Below are 19,331 nucleotides of genomic sequence, written 5' to 3' on the forward strand. Positions count from 1 at the left end.
TTATTATTATGGGTAATGATAAAGCAATTGTAGATGCACATGGCAAACCATTTAATCGTAATTTATTGGTTCTAGTGCTTCTAGTTGGTACGTTCTGTACTGTTTTAAATGGGACGATTTTAACAACCGCCTTTCCAACATTGATGAAAGAATTCAGTGTTACAACTTCAGATGTTCAATGGTTAACAACTGGATTTTTGATGGTTAACGGTATTATGATTCCGGTTACTGCTTGGTTAAGCAATAACTTCAGTACAAAGATTTTATATATTATCGCTATGTCGACTTTCTTAGTCGGTACAATTATGTGTTTCACTGCTCCAACTTTTGGAGTAATTCTTGCTGGCCGTTTGATTCAGGCCGTCGGTGTTGGTATCACAATGCCACTTATGCAAGTTGTTATGTTATCAATTTTCCCGGCTAATCAACGTGGTGCAGCCATGGGACTTGGTGGTTTGGTTATTGGACTTGCTCCTGCTATTGGACCTACACTTTCAGGATTTATCATTGATAACTGGTCATGGAGAGATCTTTTCGGAATGATTATTCCTATCGTTGTCCTAGTTTTGATCTTGGCTTTCATTTTCATGAGACCCGTTATTAAAACTCATCGTACCAAGCTGGATGTTTTGTCATTGATTGAATCAACACTTGGTTTTGGTACGATTCTTTATGGTTTCTCATCAGTTGGTAATGACGGTTGGGGTTCAATGACTGTTCTTGGTTCAATTGCGGCTGGTATTATTTTCATTTTATTATTTGGTTTTCGTCAATTACACATGAAGACACCATTCTTGGAATTACGTGTTTTCAAGGAGAAAAAGTTTGCTGTTGCTGCCGCTTTGTCATCAGTTACTAACATGGCTATGATCGGTGTTGAAATGGTTCTACCATTGTATCTACAAATTGTTAAAGGCATGTCAGCGTTCCATTCCGGTTTAACATTGCTACCTGGTGCCTTGATGATTGGTATCATGAGTCCAATTACTGGTAATGCTTTTGATAAATTTGGACCCAAGGATTTAGCTCGTATGGGTATGTTCTTATTGACTGCCGGTACAATTCCATTCTTGTTCCTAACAAAAACAACACCAGTGCTCGATATTGTGGTACTTTACATGGTTCGTATGTTTGGTATTTCCATGGTTTTAATGCCTGTTACAACTGACGGTATGAATGCTTTACCATTTGACCTAATGAGTCATGGTACGGCCGTTAATAATACTGTTCGTCAAGTATTCAGTTCAATGGGTACAGCTATTTTGGTCAGTGTTTTAACAAACGTTACTAACAATTTGAAGCCAGGAAAAGCCATTTTGACTCAAGCACCACTTCAATATAAGAATGACTTCTTCAATGCAACATTGAGTGGTTATCACGCTGCCTTTGCTGTAGCTATTTTATTCTGTGTTGCTGGTTATTTGATCAGTTTGTTGGTTACAAACAGCTCTAAATCAAAGACTATTGACACTGATACATTGAAGAAAACAAGATTGGCAGGTGAAGAATAATGGTTCTTATTTCAATTTTAATTTTTGCAGGTTTAGCTTATTACTTTGCCGTTTTCTTGAGCAATAAAAAAGTTGGATATTCATTATCATTCACTTTCATCGCCTTATTCATCGTAGGATTAGTGCTATTAGTTTCAAATGAGTACAATCACTTTGGTATGCAAAAAGTAGTCAGTGAAAAGACCCATCAGATTCAATCAGTTCAAAAGGGTTCGAATCTTCTATTAAAGAAAGAATTGGGTACTAACGGTAAAGAAGATGTTTACATTTATCGCACACCTGAAACAGCTACTAAGAAGAAACCTACTACAACTAAAGTTGATGTTAATGTTACAAATAAAGTCAAGACTGGAAATTATTCAGCCGCAACTTTGGAAAAGAAAACAACTCGTTGGGAGTATAAGAATGGTTTTTATTCATTCTTGTTCGGTATTTCCGACAATAACAAAGAATTTGTCAAACAAACAAACACCTTCAAAGTTGGCAATGATTGGTTAGTTTTGACAACTACTCAAGCAAGCCAATTGCAAAAGAAGATGAAGAGTAAAGCCTTCCAAGCACAAATGAAACAAGAAGGCGCAGACTACGTTAAGGCTGCTGTTATGAAGGCTATGAAGGCTAATCCAAAGATGACAGCAGACGAGCAAAAACAAGTTACACAGCAAGCTGAAGCAGCATTTAAGGCTGAATCGCAAGCTAAGTTGATTCAAGAGATTAAGAGTCAAAAGTAGAGAGTGGTCACCAATTATCAAGCAGTTCTCTGTCGTAACTCGTTTCAAAATTACAGTCTATATAAATTCTGACCATCAATTAAATGATGAAGGTTTAGGTAAGTATGCCGTTTCCAGAGCCGAGAGTATTCAATTGCTGCGCGGAACGGCCCGAGCCAAAGTGCGGTCTCGAACCTCGGTTGAAGCCTCGCAAAACCCGCGAGTCTCCACACGCCCGGTGGTGTAATTGCTGAAGCAATAACGCCACTTTCGCTGCAAATGAATGCTCTCAGCTCTTCCAACTAGTTTATTTCTTTAATAATAGGAACAATAGAACAAACAAATAAGGTTCCAAAACTCTAAACAGGAGTTTTGGAACCTTATTTGTTTGTTCTATCTAGAAGCTCTAAAGATAAAAACCAGTATAAATACATTGTGATAGTTGATAATCTGTTTACCAAAGAACCATTTCTCAGCTCTGGAGACGGAATATGATTTTTAAACCATAGTTCTACCAAATTAAAACGCATGCTACCAAATTTGATCAGGGGTCTTCAATATTTTTTTGATTTTAATTCGATAACAAGCAACGCCTAATATTAACCAAATTAAATCAACCACTAAATCCCAATAAATCAAACCATGGCCAGTAACTACATATCGAATGGTTTGTGAAAAGGGGAAAAAGTAACTCACGATTCGTAACCACTGAGGATATTTTTCGACTAAAACCAATGTTCCAGCAACGATAGTTGTTAATGCGCCAATCAAATTCATGTAGAAGTAAGGATTATCCATTTGCCAAGCTGCGATAGTTGCTAAGAATCCGACAATCATACCAGAAATTATGATGAGCGGTGCCATTGAAATTGATCTAACTAGTAAGGGAATTGGCGCTTTCAAAAATTCTAGAATAATTAGGTTAATAATTATTAAGACTAACCCAGCCAAAGCAGATGTGAGAATTTTATCGCCCCAATATTTGATGGAAAATGGTCGATTGACTACCAATTCACGATCGATTTTTAAAGTTCGATCCATAATAAATAATTGTGCGATGCTGGACATTGCTAAAGAGCCACCTGATAAAGTTGTTGTAGCGATGGCGACTGACCAGTTGAAGGTATTTGTATATTGAGCATTGATCAAAACTAATAAACACAGGTTGATCATCGGAATCAGGATGAAATATACGAAACGTGTTTTCCAATTTTGCAAATATGATAATGAAGAAAATTGAACTTTCATATTACATCAACCCCACATTTCCAGTTCGTTTTGCAATGAGAATTACTCGATTAGCTACGAACCAGGTTATGACAAGCCATAAGATACAACTAGTCAGAAATGCAAAATAATTGAATGTTGTGGCTTGATTAAGTAGGGCATGAACTGGTGCTGCGATGGGAATTAACCATTGGAAGGGAGCTAGGATCGGCTTTAAAATTGGAGCCGTTGAAAATAGACCGGATAATAGTAATAGGGGAATCGTCACGAGTTCTTCATAGACAATAGCGTTGGTTGTGAGCAGGAAGAAAGCAGCAATCAAAAAGTCCATCAGTGAAGCCGATATCCACAGAAACAAGATTAAAAGAACGATTGACCAAGATATATTAGTATGGTTGACACCTAGAATAATTGCCAAAAGATAAGATATTGGGAAAGCCAGTAATCCAAAACTGGAAGCAGGCAATAATAATGCCATCAAAGAAATACGGCTATCAATTCTAGTATTGGTGATGTAGGGTAATGTTCCTTGAAAGCGTTGAAATCCAATGCATCCCGCTGAAGTAGTTGCGGATGACCAGAGTCCAAAGACACCACTTCGTAACCAGAGCCCAGGATCATTAAGATTATGAGTTGAGTATGCCATTACAAATTGTAATAAAAATAGTGAAACGGTACTAGAAATCGTCAACCAAATAAAGTATTGGTTAGTTGCATAAATTTTGAAGTGAAACCAAAAGAGCCGGATAAAACGCATAATTAAGGCCTCCGTAATTTCGGTGCAATAGCCAAGTATGATTCTTCCAAAGTTGCCGGTCGGTCGATATGGTGAATGTCAGATTGTTTGATTAGCTCGGTTACGGTACCAGCAGAGAAAATTTTTCCGGCTCCAATTAATAAGACTTGGTCAGCTAAGGACTCAATTTCACTCATAGTGTGACTTGTTAGTAAAATTGCCACTCCTTGCGAAGCTAATTGCTTGATGATCCGATGAATTTCGGCTGAGATTTCCACATCTAGCCCAGTAGTAGGTTCATCCAACAATAAAAGTGGAGGATTACCTAATAACGCTCTGGCGATATGTAATCGCTGCTTCATACCACGAGAGAAAAACTGAACCTTTTTGTTGGAAACATTAGTTAATTCGACCAGTTCTAATACACGAGCAACCTCAGTACGTTGATTTTTACGTGGAACCCGGGCTAAGTCTGAGAAAAATAACAGATTATCTATGGCACTAGCTCGACCGTAAAACCCCAATTCACCCCCAAGGACGATGCCAACTTTGGAATCAAATTTATCTTGATAACGATTGACGCCATTGATAATAACTTGACCACTGGTAGGAATTAAATAACCTCCAACCATTGATACTGTGGTTGTTTTTCCAGCACCATTTGGTCCCAGCAAAGATACTATTTCACCAGCATGAATATCAAAGCTAATATTATCAACAGCTTTAAAATCGTCCCCATGAGATGAAAAAGTTTTACATAAATTTTGAACAGAAAGAATGATAGACGAGATAATAAGCATCCCCTTTAATGAGTAATTAAGTATGCCGTTTCCAGAGCTGAGAGTATTCAATTGCTGCGCGGAATGGCCCGAGCCAAAGTACGGTCTCGGACCTCGGTTGAAGCCTCGCAAAACCCGCGAGTCTTCAACGCGCCCGGTGGTGTAATTGCTGAAGCAATAACGCCACTTTCGCTGCAATTGAATACTCTCAGCTCTTCCAACTAGTTTTTTTATATAGTGGGAATAATATAATTAACATTTTTGATTATTTAAATAAATAAGCTTTAGCTCATAACAACAATGGATATAAACTTTCACCATTCAGTCTTCAGTAAGTACCTGTAAGAACTGCGGCTTGTTGAGTTAATTATAGGGTATGAAAATGATAAATCAAGAATTAAGTTAGAACGAAACTAATCTTATTACAAAAAAACACATAAAATAATTGGCAATCATTTTGCGGCCACTTCTTGAATTTGATTATGGAAAATATTATTCCCATTGGATTATTTTTTTAATTGGAAAAATAAAAAAGAAGCTATTTTTTCACTTAGAAATCCCAAGTTAAAAACGGCTTCTTCTTTTGCCAATGACCAAAAAAGATATAAAAAGAATTGACTATTTTTATATTCAATTAATAACGATTATTTAGTCGGAAGAGCTGGGAAATATTTATGTGCCGTGGAAGTGTTGTTATGGCTTTAGCCATTACAACACCGGGCGTGTTTGGAGACTTGACGAACTATGTCAAGGCTTCAAACCGAGGCTCGAGACCGCACTTCGGCTCGAACCGTTCCGCACAGCTGGTGAATATTTCTCAGCTCTGGAGACGGCAAGATCAATATTAATAACACGACCAAATTTAGAATATCTTATTGATTATCGGTTCTTTTTTGATAGCTTATTCTGGAACATATTCGTTAGTGGCGACACGATACATCTTGATACCGTTGACTGTAATGTAGCCATCGGTTCTCCAATTACTGCCAGCTGCTAAGGTTAATGTAAGCTTTTTACCTTGAGAGTTGTAAACGGCAGTTTTAACGCTTAGATGAATCTTGGATTGATCAACGGAAGGTGTAAAGGTAGTTGCCGAGTCAACTGCTAAGTAACCGTCACGAGCTAATTGATAGTAAGCTTGACCATTAATTGCAACTATCTTGTTGTATTTCCATTTAGTACTTGAAGCAAGTTTCTCGCTAGTAGGTTGGCCTTTGTCGTCAACTAGGTTAAGAGCAACGTCGTGAGTGATAAGTATTCCGGTCTTAGTTGAAGCAACTGCATCATAATCATTGGCTTCGATAAATTCACCATCATCTAGAAGATAGAATGGTTTGCCGTTGATAATTGTTGTTCCGTGAACGTTGATATCAGTCAAATCTGGATCGTTGGTCAAATCATGGATAGCGACTTTTTCATGATTATTTGAGGTAGCTGGATGTTTTGGATTTGGAGCTGGTTTTACAATAGGTTTTGTAGTATCAGAATCTGTAGAGGTTTTAGGAACTGAACTATAAGCCAAAGTAATCGTCTGTGGATCTTGGGTGTATGCACCTTTTAGAAGAGTGGCTGGACTAGTTAATTTGTATCCGGAAACGTCACTGTCAGTGGTTAAATCAAAGGCAGAACCAATGGTTGTACCGCTGATAGTTTTAGTTAGGGGAGCACCATTGACCATAATTGGAGCACCGGTAGAATCGACATAATTAACAGTTACAGTTGGAGCAGCTTGCCAGATTAGCGGTTGATTAACGGTTGTGGCATTTTCAAAGTAAGTGTTGCCAAGGTTTTCTTGAATCATAGAACCTTTAGTAAATCCGTTGTGATAACCATAGTTGCCGTAACTTAAAGTTTTTGCCGTAGGGTCAGCGTTATTTAAAGTGAAATCGTCGCCACCAACACTAGTCAAGTTTCCGTTCTTCAAGTCAGCACTAGTAGTTGAACCAGAATATGTGTATTGCGGTGCAAGATCAATGCCACTAGGATCAAGGAGCTTTGGTGCTGTGAAACTAATCGGTTGACCGTCCACAGCATAAACTGGTGTTGGGTCGGTAACAGTGTTGCTGACGGCATCAATCATAACGTTCTTTCCAGTTTCAGTACCTTTTAAAGGTGAAAAGTCACTGATAGAAGAATTGTCGAATTCAATCAAGTCGAGACCCTGACCATTATTAGCAAATTGATTGATCGTAGGTGCTAATTCGTTTAATTGAGCTTGATTAATTCCGTTAGTATCAGTACTACCTTCGAAATCTAAGGTGCCTGCGACGGATAGATCAAGTTTGCTGACCTGGCTGACATCAATTTCTTTAGCAGTCGAATCGCTGAAGTTACCAGCCAAGTCCAAACTAGCTAAGGGGATACCGTTCAATGGGGTTAAATCTGGATTAGCATTGGTGTCAGATGCCAAAAGAACTTGGACTCCGACGGTTGATTTAGCAGGTAAAAGTGTCAGATATTGCATACCATTGAGACTTTCAATTGGAGTACTGTCTTCATCAGATATGTAAGAACCAGGAATGGAAGTTGAAGTAGGGCCATTTGGGTGAGCCAATTCGTAATAATCCATTGATACGAGCAAATATTGACCCGTATATGATCTAACATCACCAACCGTTAAATTAGAAGTATATGGAATATTCAAAGCAAATTTTACGGCACTTTCCAAATTAGGATCAGTAAAGGTGATGACTGTGTCATTAGTTACATTGCTTGGAATTGCATATGGAGATGTAGTGGTACCTGTGGTCGTAGTAGTTGCAGTCGTTGTACCTGAAGTTGCTGAAGTTGAAGTGGAAGAAGCTGGCGTAGTTGTCGTGGTTCCAGAGGTTGCGGGCGTTGAGCCAGTGGAAGCCGGTGCAGTAGTGGAAGAAGTTGTTGAGGTTCCAGTAGTTACAGGAGCTGTCGAACTAGTAGCTGGTGTTGTAACTGTAGAAGAAGTTGTCGTGGTTCCAGAGGTTGCAGGTGTTGAGGCAGTAGTGGAAGAAGTTGTTGAGGTTCCAGTAGTTACAGGGGCTGTCGAACTAGTAGCTGGTGTTGTAACTGCAGAAGAACCAGTCGTAGTTCCAGATGTTACGGGCACTGAAGCAGTAGAAACTGGTGCAGAGGTTGCAGGAGAACCTGTTTTGGCACTAGTGACTGTTGTTGCAGTTGAACTAGATGTAGTTGGTGTCACTGTGCTAGTAGTGGCAGGTGCTGCTGTACCTGTACTGATTGTGGTTGTAGTACTAGTAGTTGAGCTAGTTGGAGCTGAAGTTGTCGTTGGCGTCGCAGACGTGGTACTTGAGGCGGCTGGGGCACTTGTTGTTGGGGATGAAATCGTGTCAGCCTTAACAGTTTGTGATGACATGACCCCAAGAATCATTGCAGAAAATAACGAAACACCTAAATATACACATTTTTTATTTAATAACATTTTATTCATCCTTCTTTGTTTTGAATTCGACCCTATCTTAGTTTCCCATTGAACAAAACTGATAATACTAGCGCTAGACAAAGTGGACGATGAAAAAATGTGAGTAAAAAGGTGATTCTAATTGGCTTTATATGAATAGTTTTGTAAGCTTATTAAAGGCACCTTAGATGAATTGAGAGTATGGATCTATTATGCAGTGATCAAAGTTGCACTCAACTATTTTAATTAATTTGTTGATTATTATTAAATTTATTAATGTTGTAAATTATTTCTATGGATACATTAAATAGACAATGATTTATGTTATTACGATGAAGTTTTAATTGAATTTAATTATTGTGCTAGTGAATATTTTTCAGCACTGGAGACGGTATATTTAATTAGCAGAGCACATTATATAAATACGATTCAAGAAGAGGTGTGATCGTGGAAAAAATATTCGAAGTTAGAAACTTATTTTATCAAGTTGGGGAAACCAAAATTTTAAAGGATATTAACTTAGAAATAGAGCAAGGAAAATATTTAACTGTGGTTGGTCCTTCAGGAAGTGGAAAAAGTACATTTATGCGAATTTTGGCATCAATGATTAGTGCCACTACTGGGGAAGTACTGTTCCATGGCAAGGATATCGCTACGTTTGAACCAACTAAATATCGACAAAAAGTTTCATACGCCTTTCAACAACCAACACTTTTTGGAAAGACCGTCCGAGACAATTTAGCTTTTCCATTTGAGGTTCGAAAACAAGAATTTGATGAATCTAAAGTTATTAAATATCTGGAGATGGTCAATCTCAATCAAACTTATATCGACAAGAGTGTTAATGATGTTTCTGGAGGTGAAAAGCAACGAATCGCATTATTGCGAAATCTACTTTTTCAACCAGAAGTGTTGATAACTGATGAAGTGACCGCTGGTCTTGATACGGAAAATAAGGCAATTGTACATAAGATGTTGAATGAATTTAATCAGCGTGGGCTAACAATTTTACGTGTCACACATGATGAAACTGAAATTGCGAATGCTACAGATAAAATTACGATCAAAGACGGGGTGTTACAAAATGTCTAATTTAACAGTTTCCAATTCTACCTTGGCGCTCGGATTTAGTTTAGTTTTAGTAGCCTTAGTTATCGGCTATGTTGAAAAATTACGTATAGATAAAGATATTATTATTGGTGTTATTCGTGCCATTGTTCAATTATCAATAGTTGGATATGTTTTGAAATTCGTTATTAAGGCAAACGACAATTGGCTAACACTGGCTTGTTTTGTCATAATTGTCTTGAATGCTTCGTGGAACGCTGCTAAACGTGGCAATGGTATTCCAAAGGCTTTTCAATCGTCACTTTTGGCTATTTTTGTTGGGACGACGATTACTTTAACAACATTGGTTTTAACGGGTTCAATTAAGTTTGTTCCCGCACAAATCGTTCCAGTAACAGGGATGATTGCTAGTAATATCATGGTTGCCATCGGACTTTGTTATCGCAATATGAAACAGACTTATACCGATCGTCATCAACAAGTTTTGGAAAAATTGGCTCTGGGGGCCGATATAAAACTGGCTTCATTAGATATTTTGCGAGATTCGATCAAGAGTGGGATGCAACCAACGATTGATTCAATCAAAACATTGGGATTAGTTAGTTTACCTGGGATGATGTCAGGATTGATTTTCGCTGGGGTCGATCCTGTCAAAGCCATAAAGTATCAGATTATGGTGACGTTTATGTTACTTGCATCAACAAGTATTGGCTCAATTATTTCCTGTTATTTGGGGTATAAACAATTTTTCAACGATAGAAAACAACTACGTGATGAATAGATTATTCAGGAATATTAAAATAGGCCTACTATGTAGGTCTATTTTTTTATATAATTGATACAATGGGATGTGATGTAGATTTGAAGTTAGCAGTTATAGAAATTGGATCTAACTCCATTAGAACATCAGTGTATAGATCTTCAAAAAAGAATCGTTTTAAGACTTTGAATCGTTGGCGTGAGCCTGTTAGACTCGGAAAATCAATCACTCAGAGTCGACTTTTGACTAATGATCAAATTGAAGAAACAATTGATGTTTTAAAAAAATTTCAAACTCGAATTGAAAGATATCAAGTTGACCGGACGAGTTTAATCGCTACGGCCGCGGTACGAATGGCTAAGAATCAAGACCAATTGAACTTCGCTATTCTTAAAGAAACTGGCTTACAGCTAGAGATTATCAATGAAAAAGAAGAAGCTTACTATGATTACGTAGCCGTTAGAAGTACGATGCGTATCAAGGATGCTTTAATCGTCGACGTTGGTGGCGGTAGCAGTGAGATCAGTTTGGCTAATAAGGGACGTTTAAAACACGGCTTGAGTATACCGATTGGTGCAATTTCAATTTCGGATTTATATTTGGCGAGTGATCCAATCAAAGAAAACCAATTACAAGCAGCAAGAAAAGATATCAGTCAACGTTTAGAAAGTCTCGATTGGATGAGAGCCCCGGCAACATTTGTTGGTCTAGGTGGAACATTACGGGCTGTTACAAGTATTCTGAATCGTGAAGGTAAAAATAAAAAGAACCTACACAATTCTGTTATTTCGCGTGACCAAATTGATGAATTATTTGATCAGTTGATTCACGCCTCTTTGGAAGAAAGAAGCCAAATCAAAGAGCTTAGCGATGGCAGATACGAAGTCATTTTAGGTGGAATTTTGATAATTTCTGAAATTATTAAAAAAACCCCCTCTAAGGAAATCCGTTTTTCGAATTTCGGCGTTAGAGAAGGTTATGTATTTAACTTTTTCCACAAAATGAATCTTCAGGATAAACAGTAATTACACACGACTAGGAATAGTCTTTTGAGCGGTAGCAATAATGTGACCGTCCATCTTGTGTAGCAATTCATTCATCCAAAAACCATTTTCCAAATCAAGATTGTCATCTAGGGCAAAGACTTTGAGTAAATAATCATGGGTTTTGTCAGGTGGATAAGGTCCATTGTAGCCATCGGTCACATCTTTGGGGCCATTAACTAATGGGCTAGCAGAGCTATTCTTACCTTGAACAATTGGAGCATTCGCAGTTTGACTGAAATTTTCAGGTAATTCAACTTGAGAACTAGGGATATTTGCGGCTGTCCAGTGGATCCATTCGAAACCACAAACAGGAATTGAATCAGGATCGGTGAAAGTTAGAGCAATAGTTTTTGCGTCTGCCGGAATGTCTGATAATTTAATTGGGAAACTGATAATTGGTTTCCCATTTTTTATATCTTCAGATGAAGCATGTTTGCCATATTTATCAGGCAAAAGGTTATTGGGTAAAGATACTGTTATTTCCATATAAAAATCTCCTTATATTGAGGTATGAATAATGAAAGAATTAAAAATTAACGAACTTCCTGAACTTATTGTAAAACAGGTCGAAAGTATTGAACAACAATATAATAAAAAAATAGAAATCTTTGCGAATTACATACAACAGAGTGTTTTAACACTTGATCAAGCTGATCATAGTATTAACGGTGATACGATCAAAGTTACGATTACTAATGAAAAGTATGGGGAATTTGTTTTAAGTCATGAACTCCATCATATTGAACTAGAACTTTCAGACGAGCCAAGTATTTCAGCTGCTTTGACAACTGGAAAGCCAGACCGGGATGGCCGAGTATTAGCCATTGCCAATTCAGTATTTGAAACGCTTGAACACGTAACTGTAGTAAAGCGTCAAAAAGAAGATGGTACTTATACTGATGAGATCAAAGCCGAATACTTAAAAGGTATTGAAACTGCATTGCACCCTAAGGTTGAGTTAGATCGAGCTAACATGCGTTTCTATCGTACATTGATCATGTTGGACGGAATGATTTTTGGCGAACACAGTCGCGATATTGAATGGCAACAAGATTTTGCAATGTCATACAAGTATGCTGATAAAATGGCTAAGATTGCTGAAGAAAATGATCTATCGGTTCCATTTCAATTTCGCCGAGCACTAGTAAATATGTTAGATGCCTACAACGAAATCATTATTTCAAACGGTTATCAAGGTTTACATTTCCATACTTTCCTAAATATCACACCAGTTGTATCAGAACGCCAGTTGCGTTTAAGTTTAAACCAAGTTTATCAAATCAAGCACTCTGAATATAAGAACCGAGCAACCGGACGAGATGGCTTTGCTTTGATTGGAATTAATGATGGGCAAAGTGTTGAGACTTTGAATTTGGATCCGGAAAAAGTAACCCCTGAATTTTATAAAACATTTTATCAATATACTGTTGAGGAAGTGTTTAAAGAGCAGGGCACCAATTATTTGATAAGGTAGTTGGATGCCGCATTCGATTGTGCGTGATGGAGCCAGCTGTGGGACCGGTGCGAGCCAAGGTCTCGCGCCTCGATTTTGAGCTTCGCATAACCCGCGAATCTCAAAATACGTCCGTGGAGTAAGGCCGGAAAATCACCGGTCTAACACCACGACCACTGCGGTCTCCATCACGCACAATCGAATGCTAGGGTGTTTGGGGATTTGATGAATACAATTGGCAATAACATTTTGCATACTTCTAGTTCATTGAGAACCTTGTAAGACTTCGATTTTGGTTAGAATTATAAGAGGATTAAGTGTTATATTCATTATTTCTTTTACTTTTTAATTCATTAACTAAAGGTTGAAAGTTTAGGTAAGTATGCCGTTTCCAGAGCTGAAAGTATTCATATGCTGCGCGGTACGATTCGAGCCAACAGGCGGTCTCGAATCTCGGTTGAAGCCTTACCCCGAACCGGTAAGTCTCCAACACGCCCGGTGGTGTAAGGACTAAAGTCCTAACGCCACTTTCGCGGCAAATGAATACTTTCAGCTCTTCCAACTAGTTTTTTTATAACAGGACTGTTCAATTGTGTGATCTTTTGATATTTAAATAAATTGAATTTAGGACTGTCACAGCAATATTTATATTACTTTTTCACCTTTCAACCTTTAGTCATTAAATATTGAAGAATTAAATACACTAGCCAGATGGAGTGAGAAATTATACCAGCAGTGCAGGTGGCGTTATGGCTTTAGCCATTACACCACAGGACGACTTTTGAGACGTGGTTTTCGGCTCAAAATCGAGGCTCGAGACCGTACTTAGGCTCGAACCGGTCCGCACAGCAGGTATAATTTCTCACTCCATCTGGCGGAAGATATAGCAGAAGATATATAGGAGGAAAAGACCTATGTCCGATAAGATTGAAGAGTTTAAAGAATTGCTGGCGCAAGCTGAATTTGTTACTTTTCTAACTGGTGCTGGTGTATCTGTACCATCAGGGATTCCTGATTATCGTTCAAAAAATGGGCTTTACAAGCGGGAGAAATTTAACTTTCCTCCGGAATATATGCTAAGTCATGATAATTTGGTCAAACATCCTGATATTTTTCATGACTTCGTTATTCATAATATGTATTTTCCAGAGGCTCAACCGAATATCATCCATACCAAAATGGCGGAGATCAGCAACCAAAAGGGTGCAATCGTTACTCAAAATGTTGATAAGCTACACACTAAAGCTGGCGCCAAGAATGTCGTAGAATTTCATGGAAATTTGTATGATAATATTCACTGCTTAACGTGTGGCAAAGAATTTGATTATCAATATTATTTAAAAGATTACCGTCATCATGAAGATAATGGGATTATTCGTCCCGGAACAACTGTTTTATATGGCGAAAATATCAATCCAGTAAACTTTCAAAATGCGGCACTTGCAGTCCAAAAAGCAGATCTATTAGTTGTCGTGGGTACGAGTTTTAAAGTTTATCCATTTGCAGGCTTATTGGAATATAGTTCACCGAAAGCTAAATTGGTCGTAATTAATAAAGAAGATTTAAACTTAGATTCATCCATTCTGGCAATCTCAGACGATGCCACAAATGTTTTTTCACAGATATAAAAGTTTGAAGAAGTAAATTAGTGGGCAAGGATGAGAATATACTCATCCCTGTAGACGCCCGTAAGTAACAAATATAAAAAAATGCTATACTTAATATCAATTTAGTAGCGGTGGAGGTTAATATATTGACTCAAGAGAAAAAGACTTTTTACATTACAACACCCATTTATTATCCATCAGGAAAATTAACAATTGGGAATTCATATACAACGATTGCAGCGGACACTTTGGCTCGTTACAAGCGTAATGAAGGCTACGACGTTTTCTTCTTAACTGGAACTGACGAACATGGTCTCAAAATTGAACAAAAGGCCGAAGAAAAGCACATGCAACCTAAGGAATATGTTGACATGATGGCCAAAGGTATCAAAGAACTTTGGAAATCATTGGATATTTCTAATGATAAATTTATTCGTACAACTGACGAATATCACGTTAAGGCTGTTCAAAAAATCATCGAACGTCTAATTAAACAAGGGGATATTTATTTAGGCGAATATGCTGGTTGGTATTCAGTTGATGATGAAGAATATTTCACTGAATCACAAATGGCAGAGGTTTATCATGACGCTGACGGTAATGTCACTGGTGGTAAAGCTCCTTCAGGTCACGAAGTTCAACTTGTTAAAGAGCCTTGTTATTTCTTTAAAATGAGTAAGTATGCTGATCGTCTGTTGAAGTATTACGAAGATAATCCGACTTTTATTGAGCCAGAAATTCGTAAGAATGAAATGATCAATAATTTCATCAAGCCGGGTCTTGAGGATTTGGCGATTTCTCGGACAACTTTCAACTGGGGTGTTAAGATTCCAAGTAATCCCGAACATGTCGTTTACGTTTGGGTCGATGCCTTATTGAACTATATCACTGCTCTTGGTTATGGTAGTGATGACGAGTCATTATTTAACAGATATTGGCCAGCTAACGTTCAATTTGTTGGTAAAGAAATCGTACGTTTCCACACAATTTATTGGCCAATTATTTTGATGGCTTTAGATATCGATTTGCCTAAACAAGTCTTTGGTCACGGTTGGTTGTTGATGAAAGACGGTAAGATGTCGAAGTCTAAAGGTAACGTCGTTTATCCAGAAATGCTAGTTTCACGTTATGGTCTTGATTCATTACGTTACTATCTAATGCGTGCAATGCCATTTGGTAGTGATGGTGTCTTCACTCCTGAGGATTATGTTGATAAGATCAACTATGACTTGGCTAATGATTTAGGAAATCTTTTGAACAGAACGATTTCAATGATCAACAAATATGACGACGGTAAAGTTGTAACTGTTAAGGCTGCAACAGATTTAGATAAGGAACTTGAAAAAGCTTATGCTGACACGCTAACTGACTATCGTAATCATATGGATAAGTTCGAATTTCCTGATGCCTTAGCTAGTGTTTGGACATTTATCAGCCGTGCTAATAAATATATTGATGAAACAAAGCCATGGGTTCTAGCTAAAGATGATAGTAAAAAAGCTGAATTACAATCAGTTCTTGGTCATTTGGCCGAATCATTGCGCCTCATTGCCTTGTTGATCAGTCCAGTTATGACACAAGCACCAGTTAAGATGTTTGATCAATTAGGTCTGGACTATAGTAAAGATAAGTCACTTGATTTTGGTGAGACAGTGGTTGGTAAAACTGTTACTGCTAATCCAGAACCAATCTTCCCACGTCTTGATACAGACGAAGAAGTTAAATATATCAAGGATAAGATGGCTGAAGAACAAGCTAAAAATGGTAGCGGTAAATTGAGCAAGTCGGCTCAAGCCAAAGCTAAAGCTCAAAAAGAAGCCGATGACGAATTTCCTAAAGAAATCGAATTTGATGATTTTGCCAAAGTTAAGATGGTTGTAACTGAAATCTTGGATGTTAAACCATTTGAAAACTCAAGCAAATTATTACAATTCAAGCTTGACGATGGTTCCGGTGTTGATCGTCAGATTCTTTCCGGAATGCACAAGTTCTACCCAGATTATAAGGAACTTATCGGTAAGAAGGTCCTTGCTGTTGTTAACTTGAAGCCACGAAAGATGGTTGGCGAATGGAGTAACGGAATGTTGCTTTCAACTGAAATGGGTGACGAAGTTAAACTAGCTATCGTTGATAATTCACACAAAAATGGGGCTATTTTAGGCTAATGAAAATTTTTGATACACATACACATTTAAATGACGAGGCTTTTGCCGGGAAAACTCAACAATTCATTGATAATGCTAAAGAGTTAGATGTTGTTGAAATGGCAATTATCGGTTCAAATGAGGAATTTAACATTGAAGCAATTCGTTTGGCTCAAAATTATCAACCATTACACGCTGTAATTGGTTGGCATCCGGAATTTGCTAAAGAATACAATGAAGAACAATTGGTCAATCAAATCAAATTACCCGAAGTGGTTGGAATTGGTGAAATTGGACTCGATTATCATTGGGAAGAAGATCCTGACCCCAAGATTCAACAAAAGGTCTTGATCCAACAATTGGATGTGGCACAACAATACAACATGCCAGTTTCAATTCATTGTCGAGATGCTTTTGATGATATGTATCGAATTTTAAAAGATCATGACATGTCAAAATCCGGTATTATCATGCACAGTTTCAACGGGAATATTGATTGGCTCAATAAATTTTTGGATTTAGGTTTATGGATTTCATATAGTGGAGTGGTTTCTTTCAAGAACGCTCCTGAAGTTCAAGAATCTGCTAAAAATACGCCACTTGATCGTTTGCTCGTTGAAACTGATGCACCGTATTTAACGCCAGAACCATATCGTGGTCGTCCCAATCAACCGGCATATACGCGTTACGTTGTTGATGCCATTGCCAAATGCAAAGGTATTACACCTGATGAAGTTGCTGAACATACCTTTAATAACGCTCACCAAGTGTATAATCTATAATTATGAAAAAAATAAAAGAAATTATTGTAGTTGAAGGTAAGTCGGATACCAATCGTTTGAAAGATTGTTTTGGCGATGAATGCGTCGATACCTTGGAAACAACTGGATCCGCATTGAGTGAGGAAACAGTCAAACGAATCAAGATTGCTCAACAAAAGAGGGGTGTAATTATTTTTACTGATCCCGATTTTAACGGCAATCGTTTGCGGACTATCATTCAAAAGGCTGTTCCTGATGCTAAGCAAGCTTTTTTACCTCGTAACAAGGCGGTCCCTAAGCACAGTGATGGCAGTTTAGGAATTGAGCACGCTAAAGATGCTGATATTAAGGCCGCTTTGGCAGCTGTTTATACCCATAGTGATGAAGAATTTGCTGAATATGATCATACTGACATGGTTGATCTTGGCTTAATAGGTGAACCAGATTCACATCAACGCCGGTTAGCCGTTGGCTCGGAGTTAAAAATTGGTTATACGAATGCTAAACAATTTTTGAATCGGCTAAATATGTTTCAAGTTGCTCCAGATGATTTACTAACTGCGGTTAAAAATTTTGATAAGGGAAGTACTCATGACACAAAATAGATTAAGTATTGCTGATCCTATTCGTACAAATGATATTTTGCGTAAATATAAATTACGTGCAAAGAAAAGTTTAGGACAAAATTTCTTAACCAATGAAAAAGTTTTGGACGCCATCGTTGATGCAAGTGGCTTAAAGTCTGATGAAATTGCGATTGAAATTGGACCTGGTATCGGAGCTCTTACGGAAAAACTGGCTCAAGTAGCTGAACACGTTTATGCTTTTGAAATCGACGATAAATTGATACCTGTTTTGGCTGATACGTTGCAATATTACGATAATATTGATGTTATTAATCAAGATATTTTGAAGGTTGACCTCGATGAATTTGTTAAAGATAACAATTTAGAAGGTAAGACTATCAAGGTTGTAGCCAATTTACCTTACTACATCACGACACCAATTATGTTGAACTTGATTGAAAGCGACTATCCGTTCCAAACCTTAGTTTTGATGATGCAAAAGGAAGTTGCTGAAAGAATCACTGCCAATCCGGGGCACCGTGAGTATGGTTCATTATCAATTGCCGTTCAAACACAGATGAATGCTAGAATTGACCGCATTGTCGGGAGTAAATCATTTATTCCGAGACCGAAAGTCGATTCAGCAGTAGCCGTTTTGGATAGATTGCCTAAAGAACAAATCGATATTGAAGATCCTGAATTTTTTAACAAATTAATTCGATCAGCTTTCATGCAAAAACGGAAGAGTTTGATGAATAATATGTTAAATTGGTTAGGCCGTACCGATGAAAATCGTGAAAAAATCAAAAAAGTTTTTGAAAAATGCGGAGTTGCTGAAAATGCCCGTGGCGAACAGGTTTCAATCGCACAATTTAAGCAAATGGCAGTCGAATTTAGCAAAAATTAGATTAAAAATATATTATTTTATTGTAAATTTCAGTGATACGTGGTAAAATTTCACTCCTAAGGAGTGATTATTATAATGCCAACATCATTAAAGACAATCAAGAGTCGTTTGGATTCACACTTAGGTGAGAATTTGACCATTGTCGCACAAGCAGGTCGTAAAAAGGTTGTCCGCCGTCGCGGAACTTTATCAGAAACATTCCATTCGGTTTTTGTCGTAGATTTAGATCAAAATGAAAACTCATTTGAAAGAGTTTCATACAGCTATGCTGATTTACTAACAAAATCTATTGATATTCAATTTGATAGTGATGAACCTGTTGAAGCAGATTCAGAGTCAGATTCAGACGTTGAAGCTGAAGCTGAATAAATATAATAAGCGTTCATTAGATGGGTTTGAGCATTTTTGTTCAAGCCCTTTTTTTGTTGTGCTTTTTAGTGCCGGTATATTGAAGGATGTCGCCTCCGGTTGCCAGAAATGTAGATACCCGCTAGTGGGACCGACTTGAGCCAAGGTCTCAAGTCTCGATTTGAAGCCTTGCCACGGTTCGGCAAGTCTCCAAATTCGTCCGTGATGTAATGGCTAAAGCCATAACGCCACTTTCACAGCGGTACTACATTTCTGGCAACCGGAGGCTGGGGCTTTTAAAAAAATCAATTTTT

The 19,331-nt window shown here is 37.8% G+C and carries 17 protein-coding genes; 12 read left to right on the forward strand and 5 right to left on the reverse strand.

All coding sequences use genetic code 11. The annotated features are described in order from the left end of the window. Positions 1-8: 8 nt before the first annotated feature. Both FFM71_RS04545 and FFM71_RS04550 read left to right on the forward strand, forming a co-directional pair. Positions 9-1,511, forward strand: a complete 1,503-nt coding sequence (locus FFM71_RS04545; protein WP_137611009.1) for an MDR family MFS transporter — start codon at positions 9-11, stop codon at positions 1,509-1,511. After that, positions 1,511-2,242: a DUF4811 domain-containing protein gene (locus FFM71_RS04550; protein WP_137611010.1), complete on the forward strand. Its 732-nt coding sequence runs from the start codon at positions 1,511-1,513 to the stop codon at positions 2,240-2,242. The genes FFM71_RS04545 and FFM71_RS04550 overlap by 1 nt, the downstream gene beginning before the upstream one ends. 510 nt (positions 2,243-2,752) lie before the next feature. Here FFM71_RS04550 and FFM71_RS04555 read toward each other — a convergent pair. The 4 genes from FFM71_RS04555 to FFM71_RS04570 all read right to left on the reverse strand — a co-directional run bounded on the left by FFM71_RS04555 (position 2,753) and on the right by FFM71_RS04570 (position 8,378). Continuing rightward, positions 2,753-3,469, reverse strand: a complete 717-nt coding sequence (locus FFM71_RS04555) for an antibiotic transporter permease (RefSeq protein WP_137611011.1) — start codon at positions 3,467-3,469, stop codon at positions 2,753-2,755. Between the two features lies 1 nt (position 3,470). Further along, complete coding sequence (locus FFM71_RS04560; protein ID WP_137611012.1) at positions 3,471-4,205, reverse strand: multidrug ABC transporter permease; 735 nt, start codon at positions 4,203-4,205, stop codon at positions 3,471-3,473. A gap of 2 nt (positions 4,206-4,207) precedes the next feature. Then, positions 4,208-4,984, reverse strand: a complete 777-nt coding sequence (locus tag FFM71_RS04565; RefSeq protein WP_137611013.1) for an ABC transporter ATP-binding protein — start codon at positions 4,982-4,984, stop codon at positions 4,208-4,210. A gap of 880 nt (positions 4,985-5,864) precedes the next feature. After that, complete coding sequence (locus tag FFM71_RS04570; protein WP_223876478.1) at positions 5,865-8,378, reverse strand: SLAP domain-containing protein; 2,514 nt, start codon at positions 8,376-8,378, stop codon at positions 5,865-5,867. Positions 8,379-8,804: 426 nt separating this feature from the next. On the opposite strand from FFM71_RS04570, the gene FFM71_RS04575 reads away from it, so the two are divergent. The 3 genes from FFM71_RS04575 (at position 8,805) to FFM71_RS04585 (ending at position 11,210) form a co-directional block, all read left to right on the forward strand. Beyond that, on the forward strand, positions 8,805-9,449 hold the full coding sequence (locus tag FFM71_RS04575) for an ABC transporter ATP-binding protein (protein WP_137611015.1): 645 nt from the start codon (positions 8,805-8,807) through the stop codon (positions 9,447-9,449). After that, on the forward strand, positions 9,442-10,206 hold the full coding sequence (locus FFM71_RS04580) for an ABC transporter permease (protein ID WP_137611016.1): 765 nt from the start codon (positions 9,442-9,444) through the stop codon (positions 10,204-10,206). Before FFM71_RS04575 ends, FFM71_RS04580 begins: the two co-directional genes overlap by 8 nt. Positions 10,207-10,286: 80 nt before the next feature. After that, on the forward strand, positions 10,287-11,210 hold the full coding sequence (locus tag FFM71_RS04585) for a Ppx/GppA phosphatase family protein (protein WP_137611017.1): 924 nt from the start codon (positions 10,287-10,289) through the stop codon (positions 11,208-11,210). Here FFM71_RS04585 and FFM71_RS04590 read toward each other — a convergent pair whose 3' ends face one another. Further along, on the reverse strand, positions 11,211-11,717 hold the full coding sequence (locus FFM71_RS04590) for a YbhB/YbcL family Raf kinase inhibitor-like protein (RefSeq protein WP_137611018.1): 507 nt from the start codon (positions 11,715-11,717) through the stop codon (positions 11,211-11,213). It lies immediately after the preceding gene. A 31-nt stretch (positions 11,718-11,748) separates the two neighbouring features. Between FFM71_RS04590 and FFM71_RS04595 the strand changes: the two genes are divergently transcribed. From FFM71_RS04595 to FFM71_RS04625, 7 genes are all read left to right on the forward strand, one after another. After that, the gene (locus FFM71_RS04595; protein WP_137611019.1) at positions 11,749-12,705 is read left to right on the forward strand and encodes a hypothetical protein; all 957 of its coding nucleotides are present in this window, start codon (positions 11,749-11,751) and stop codon (positions 12,703-12,705) included. A 905-nt stretch (positions 12,706-13,610) separates the two neighbouring features. Next, positions 13,611-14,312 carry an NAD-dependent protein deacylase gene (locus FFM71_RS04600; protein ID WP_373278788.1) on the forward strand — a complete coding sequence of 234 codons (702 nt, stop codon included), beginning with the start codon at positions 13,611-13,613 and terminating at the stop codon, positions 14,310-14,312. A 125-nt stretch (positions 14,313-14,437) separates the two neighbouring features. Beyond that, positions 14,438-16,456: a methionine--tRNA ligase gene (gene metG, locus FFM71_RS04605; protein ID WP_137611021.1), complete on the forward strand. Its 2,019-nt coding sequence runs from the start codon at positions 14,438-14,440 to the stop codon at positions 16,454-16,456. Continuing rightward, positions 16,456-17,217, forward strand: coding sequence for a TatD family hydrolase (locus FFM71_RS04610; protein ID WP_137611022.1), 762 nt, complete (start codon positions 16,456-16,458; stop codon positions 17,215-17,217). Before metG ends, FFM71_RS04610 begins: the two co-directional genes overlap by 1 nt. A gap of 2 nt (positions 17,218-17,219) precedes the next feature. After that, positions 17,220-17,801: a ribonuclease M5 gene (gene rnmV / locus FFM71_RS04615; protein WP_137611023.1), complete on the forward strand. Its 582-nt coding sequence runs from the start codon at positions 17,220-17,222 to the stop codon at positions 17,799-17,801. Continuing rightward, the gene (rsmA, locus tag FFM71_RS04620) at positions 17,788-18,669 is read left to right on the forward strand and encodes a 16S rRNA (adenine(1518)-N(6)/adenine(1519)-N(6))-dimethyltransferase RsmA (RefSeq protein ID WP_137611024.1); all 882 of its coding nucleotides are present in this window, start codon (positions 17,788-17,790) and stop codon (positions 18,667-18,669) included. The genes rnmV and rsmA overlap by 14 nt, the downstream gene beginning before the upstream one ends. Before the next feature lie 75 nt (positions 18,670-18,744). Then, complete coding sequence (locus FFM71_RS04625; protein WP_137611025.1) at positions 18,745-19,038, forward strand: Veg family protein; 294 nt, start codon at positions 18,745-18,747, stop codon at positions 19,036-19,038. The last annotated feature ends 293 nt before the right edge of the window (positions 19,039-19,331 follow it).

It is taken from the genome of Companilactobacillus huachuanensis, from assembly GCF_005404815.1.
Taxonomy (GTDB): domain Bacteria; phylum Bacillota; class Bacilli; order Lactobacillales; family Lactobacillaceae; genus Companilactobacillus; species Companilactobacillus huachuanensis.

Bases quoted from the DNA above. Each gene is read 5' to 3' on its own strand.
- FFM71_RS04545 (WP_137611009.1), top strand. From the start codon at position 9: ATGGGTAATGATAAAGCAATTGTAGATGCACATGGCAAACCATTTAAT.
- FFM71_RS04550 (WP_137611010.1), top strand. From the start codon at position 1,511: ATGGTTCTTATTTCAATTTTAATTTTTGCAGGTTTAGCTTATTACTTT.
- FFM71_RS04555 (WP_137611011.1), bottom strand. From the start codon at position 3,469: ATGAAAGTTCAATTTTCTTCATTATCATATTTGCAAAATTGGAAAACA.
- FFM71_RS04560 (WP_137611012.1), bottom strand. From the start codon at position 4,205: ATGCGTTTTATCCGGCTCTTTTGGTTTCACTTCAAAATTTATGCAACT.
- FFM71_RS04565 (WP_137611013.1), bottom strand. From the start codon at position 4,984: ATGCTTATTATCTCGTCTATCATTCTTTCTGTTCAAAATTTATGTAAA.
- FFM71_RS04570 (WP_223876478.1), bottom strand. From the start codon at position 8,378: ATGTTATTAAATAAAAAATGTGTATATTTAGGTGTTTCGTTATTTTCT.
- FFM71_RS04580 (WP_137611016.1), top strand. From the start codon at position 9,442: ATGTCTAATTTAACAGTTTCCAATTCTACCTTGGCGCTCGGATTTAGT.
- FFM71_RS04590 (WP_137611018.1), bottom strand. From the start codon at position 11,717: ATGGAAATAACAGTATCTTTACCCAATAACCTTTTGCCTGATAAATAT.
- FFM71_RS04595 (WP_137611019.1), top strand. From the start codon at position 11,749: ATGAAAGAATTAAAAATTAACGAACTTCCTGAACTTATTGTAAAACAG.
- FFM71_RS04610 (WP_137611022.1), top strand. From the start codon at position 16,456: ATGAAAATTTTTGATACACATACACATTTAAATGACGAGGCTTTTGCC.
- rnmV (WP_137611023.1), top strand. From the start codon at position 17,220: ATGAAAAAAATAAAAGAAATTATTGTAGTTGAAGGTAAGTCGGATACC.
- rsmA (WP_137611024.1), top strand. From the start codon at position 17,788: ATGACACAAAATAGATTAAGTATTGCTGATCCTATTCGTACAAATGAT.
- FFM71_RS04625 (WP_137611025.1), top strand. From the start codon at position 18,745: ATGCCAACATCATTAAAGACAATCAAGAGTCGTTTGGATTCACACTTA.